This window comes from Marivirga sp., assembly GCF_024636815.1.
Lineage (GTDB): Bacteria > Bacteroidota > Bacteroidia > Cytophagales > Cyclobacteriaceae > Marivirga.
Genome location: NZ_JAGXGF010000216.1, coordinates 1 through 5258 on the forward strand (window position 1 = coordinate 1; position 5258 = coordinate 5258).

At 37.5% G+C, this 5258-nt stretch carries 3 protein-coding genes; all 3 read right to left on the bottom strand.

What is annotated here, in order from left to right; genetic code table 11:
• Positions 1-1611: ABC transporter permease (locus Q0L29_RS15435; protein ID WP_296623077.1), on the bottom strand; the 1611-nt coding region annotated here is incomplete at its 3' end.
• A gap of 184 nt (positions 1612-1795) precedes the next feature.
• A complete protein-coding gene (locus Q0L29_RS15440; protein ID WP_296623078.1) occupies positions 1796-4126 on the bottom strand; it encodes an ABC transporter permease in 2331 nt (776 codons plus the stop codon).
• A 71-nt stretch (positions 4127-4197) separates the two neighbouring features.
• Positions 4198-5258 (bottom strand): FtsX-like permease family protein (locus Q0L29_RS15445; protein WP_296623080.1); only part of this gene is annotated, 1061 nt, incomplete at its 5' end.

The window sequence follows — 5258 nt, forward strand, 5'->3', positions numbered from 1 at the left end:
GCCTAATGTCTCTATTAAACCATAATAAGCCCTTGCTTGCTCAAACAAAATATTGCTATCGGGATCTTTCCCTTGCCAAGTAACGCCAGTAGTAGAAGCGCCACTTTTCACTACAGAGTGCGTAGTGGCCGAAGCATTAACTACTCCCGGAACGGATTTTAACTGATTTATAAAAGGCTCTAAACGATCAGCTACAGTTCCTTCAATGAGTATTTTAATTACTTGCTGTCTGTCGTAACCCAGGTTTTTGTTCTGAACATATTCAATCTGTTTATACACTACCCAAACCGACACCAAGAGCACGATTGAAATGACAAATTGAAAAACCACTAATCCTTTCCGTGTCCAGACCTCCCCTATTGAGGTAGTCAGCTTCCCTTTTAGAATACTCACCGGCTTAAATCCCGAAAGATAAAGTGCTGGGTAACTTCCTGCCAGTAAACCTGTAAAGAGGGTAATGCCAACTGTAGCTAAAATTAGGCTGGGATTAAGGTCGATACTCAGATGCTTATCAGTAATGGCATTAAACTGAGGTAAAAGTAAAATCACAAAAAGATAAGCCAATCCTAAAGAAAGGAGCGTCATGGTAATAGATTCTCCTAAATGCTGAAAAATTAATTGCTGTCGGTTGGCTCCCAAGGTTTTCTTTACGCCTATTTCCTTTAAGCGTCTTGAAGCCCTTGCAGTACTTAAATTCATAAAATTTATGCAGGCAATAGCCAAAACAAAGAAAGCGATGATAGCAAATAAGCGCACATAGGTAATTCTGCCTCCTGCTTCTTTTCCGTTTTCGAACTTACCATATAAATACCTGCTTGAATACTGCTTTAAAAATGGTTGGACATTTGTTTCCTGCACTCTGTTTTTTATCAAAGGGGCTATTTTTTGATTTACCTGCTTTACATCTGCCTCTTTAGCCAATTGCACATAAGTAAGTGCTATATAATTTCCCCAATGGTTTCGCTCCTGACCCATCAAATCATCAATAAAGACTGAGAAAGGAAGTACAAATTCGAAAGATTCCGTGCTATTGTCCGGCAAATCTTCTAAAACTCCAGTAACCTGAACTTGCCCCTTGAATTTCAGTATCTGCCATTCAAGGGTTTTTCCAATCACCTCTGTAGTTCCAAAGAGTCGCTTTGCCGTTGATTCAGTTAATACAATTCCACTTTTATCAGAAAGTGCCGTTTGGGCATTCCCTTGTAAAAATGGAAATGAGAAAAGTTGAAAATATTCTTCACCAGAAAACTTCCCTCTTGCCTTTACCCTTTCTTCCCCTACAGATAGAGAAAACCCTTCTCCAAAATCATTAGTCTCGGTATCCTCGACAGCTACAAGCACTTCGGGAATTTCATCCTCCAATACATCAGCCAGAAGAGCGGGTACTGGCGGGGCAGAACGGATCGCTCCAGCCTCTTCATGGTGCATATAAACCTGATAAAGCTGATCATTATTTTCATGAAATTTATCCATTGAGAGCTCATCATTTACCCATAAGTAAATAAGCAGGGCGCAGGCCATGCCAGTTGAAAGTCCTAAAAGATTAATAAAGAAAGTGCTTTTAAATCGCTTGAAGTTGCGGTATATGATCAGGAGGTTATGTTTGAACATGGTCTGTATTTTTGCTTAAAACAATATAGAGTGAATATCCAATTAAGATGCCATAGGAGAAAAACAAGCCATAAACCTTATAAACGAAAGTTTGCGCTACATAAATGTTCACATTTGCAATGCTATTGCCCGATTTCGGGCGTTCTGAATCCTAAATAGCAATCAAAATCAGGCAAACAACAAACTACTCACTCCTCAGCGAGCTAACCGGATTTGAATTAGCTGCTTTTAGGGTTCGGTACAGAAGTGTAAGACCGGTGACAATCAAAGTGATCAGCCCTCCCAAAATATAATGAATGGGTTCTATATCAATTCGGTAAGCAAAATTATCAAGCCAGTCTTGCATAAAAATAGTGGTGATTGGTATGGCCAAAATAGCGGCCACCAAAATCAACAGTAAAAACCTTTTTGTAAGTATCAAACTGATCTGTGCAACCGAGGCTCCCAAAATCTTTCTGATCCCTATTTCCTTAATCCTAGCATCTATACTATAGGCTACTGCTGCATACAAACCCATACACGAAAGGATAATGGCAATGATAGAAAAAACATAGACTAAAAATGAAAAGACCCTGTCATTTCCGTACATAGCATCTAAATGGGAAGACAAAAAAGTATAATCAAAGGGCAAATTTGGATGTAAACTTTGCCAATCGGCTTTCAAAGAGGAAATGATTGCTTTCTGATCAGCATCTTTGGTCTTGATATAAATTCTGTCAACATGAGTACGAGGAATAAAAAGTATGATAGGCCCTACATTTTCATGCAAGCTGGCATAGTTGAAATCTTTCACTACCCCAATCACCTCTCCCGGCCAAACATCATTGAGAATAAGCTCTTTGCCAATGGCCTCTTCTTGATTCCATCCTAACATTTCGATCGCTTGTTCATTTAGTATATAGCCGGTTGAATCATTGGCATACTGATCGGAAAAATCCCGACCTTCAAGGATATCAAGTCCTAATGTCTTCGCAAAATCATGATTAGCTGAAAATAAGTTGATTCGGAATCGTTCCTCTTGATTTTCACGGCTTACCAAGGGAACACTGCCATTATTTCCATCGAACATTTCCCCACTGGAAGTGACATTATTTACATATTCATTCTTAAGAAATACTTCCTTCGTTAATGCATATTTTTCAGTTAATAATTGACCATTCATTTGAATCGAAAGGACATTTTCCTGCTCAAACCCTAATTCTTTTTCCTGCAGATAGCCCATCTGACTATTGATCACCAGACTCCCAATAATCAAAGCAATCGTAATAAAGAATTGCAAGCCAACTAATAATGTTTTGACACTAAAAAAGTTGTTTTGATTTATTTCAGCATTACCTAAGGCCTTTATTGGAGTAAAATTAGCAAGCTTCATAGAAGAATATGCACCACCAAAGAACCCTATTATTAAGGTTAATCCTAAAATCAAGGGCCAATATTGAACAAAGTAAGATTCAATAAGTAAGGGTAAACCTAGAAAATTACTTAGTGGCTCATTTGCAAGAAAAACAACGATCAATGCTGAACTCATACTTGCCATAGCAATCAAAAAAGATTCTATAGAATACTGCCAAAAAACAGCTTTCTTCTCTGCTCCCAAAGCTTTTCTCACGCCCACCTCTTTTATTCTTTTCAAAGAAACCATGGTGGACAGATTTGTAAAATTAAATATGGCCAAGATCAAAATAAGGACTGCCACTGCAAGCAATACATACACTGTGGTTATATCTCCCTTTTGTGCAGTTCCATCTCTTTCTGAAATATCTTGCGAGTGAAGGTGAATATCAGAAACAGGCTGAAGCTCCATTCCAATAGCCTTAGCAGCATCTTCTCCCATATATTTAGTGATGAACCCATCAAACTTAGCATTAAAAGCTTCTGCTGTTGAGTTATCCTGCAGTTTAACATAAGTGGGAAATGAAGTCCAACCCCAAGTTTCGAGCGTAACCGGATATCCAAAAGGTACTTCAAATGATTGGAACGAAATTAGCATTGCTAAATCCAAATGAGAAGGCGATGGAGGTGTATCTAAAACTCCGGTAATTTTAAGCAGCAGATCATTTTCCAAGGTAATGAACTGACCAATTGGATCTTTATCTCCAAAATACTTCTGTGCTAATTTTTCCGAGATGACAACTGAATTCTTCTCAGAAAGCACCTTATCGGGATTCCCCTTAGATAGCGGAAAACTAAAGACATCAAAAAAACTTGAATCAACATAAAAGACCTGATTTTCATAGAATTCTTCCTCCTCGATCTGAACTAAGACGCTATTGGCATGTCGCAGACGAACTGTAGCTTCCACTTCCGAAAAATCATTTTCTAAAGCAGGCCCCATGGGTGGCCCAATGGCTGAAGCTTTTTGACCCGTGGCATTTCGAACTAGATTTATTCTATAGACATCTTCTTTGTCTTTAATGAAATCATCGTAGGATATTTCATATTGAATATAGCTTAAAATCAATAAAAAGCTAGTCAGACTGGCTGTTAAACCTATGCAATTTATCAGCGTGAACATTTTATTCCTTTTAAGGAATCTTATAGCGTATTTGATGTAGTTTTTAAGCATAACTCTAGATTTAATTCAAATTATTCATCTTTTAAAACTTCCGAAGGATTGCTATTAGCTGCTTTTAGGGAGTGTAAGGCAACAATACTGATACTAAGAATAAAGGCTATTACACCTGCCAAAATAAAAGTAACTACAGATAATTCCATGCGGTACTGAAAACTACTCAACCAATTGTTCAGAAAATACCAAGCAGGGAAAATGGATAATACAAACGCGATGGCAATCAAGAATGCATATTCTTTAGTAATTAACATTAAAATATTTGACAAAGAAGCCCCTAACACCTTCCTGATACTAATCTCTTTTGTACGTTGAGCTATTGTGAAAGAGGACAATCCAAAAAGGCCTAAACAACTGATCAAAATAGCTACAGCAGTGGCAAATCCCAGTACACGTTTCATTCTTAACTCTGATTGATAAAAATTCTCTACTGTTTTATCTAGAAATTCAAACTCATGACTCTCGTTAGGATAAACCGAGCGATAACTTGCCTGCATTTGCTCTTTTGCGGCTACCAAATCAATATTGGGTTTCAATTTTACATTGGTGGTAAACAAGCCCCTATTACTGGGTTTTATCATCATAGGCCTGATGGCGCTATACATAGATTGTGTATGGATATTTTTAATCACCCCTACAATAATCAGTTCAGTGTCATATTTTATTCTTTCTCCAATAGCCTCATCAGGACTTTTAAATCCCAATTTGGTAGCAGCCATTTCATTAATTAAGGTTTCATCAGATCCAATTCTGTAGTTTCTTCCTGCAATAAGCGGTACATCAAATAAATTTATAAAAGAAGTGTCAGCCGTTTTTATCTGAATACTTAATTCAAAATCACTAGTATCCTCCACCTTTTTGACTGTTGTAGTCCAAAGCCCTTGAGAAATTAGCATTTCACTACTCAAGCTCACTTCCTTAATAAAAGAATGCTTTTTAAGCTCGTCCCTTAGTACTTGATTCCTTGTGTCGTTGAAATCGTAAGCTGTGAAGGTATACATTACCGCCTCTTTATTAAAGCCTACATCTTTTTTCAACAAATAATCAATTTGCCCACTTACTGCCATCACTATTATAA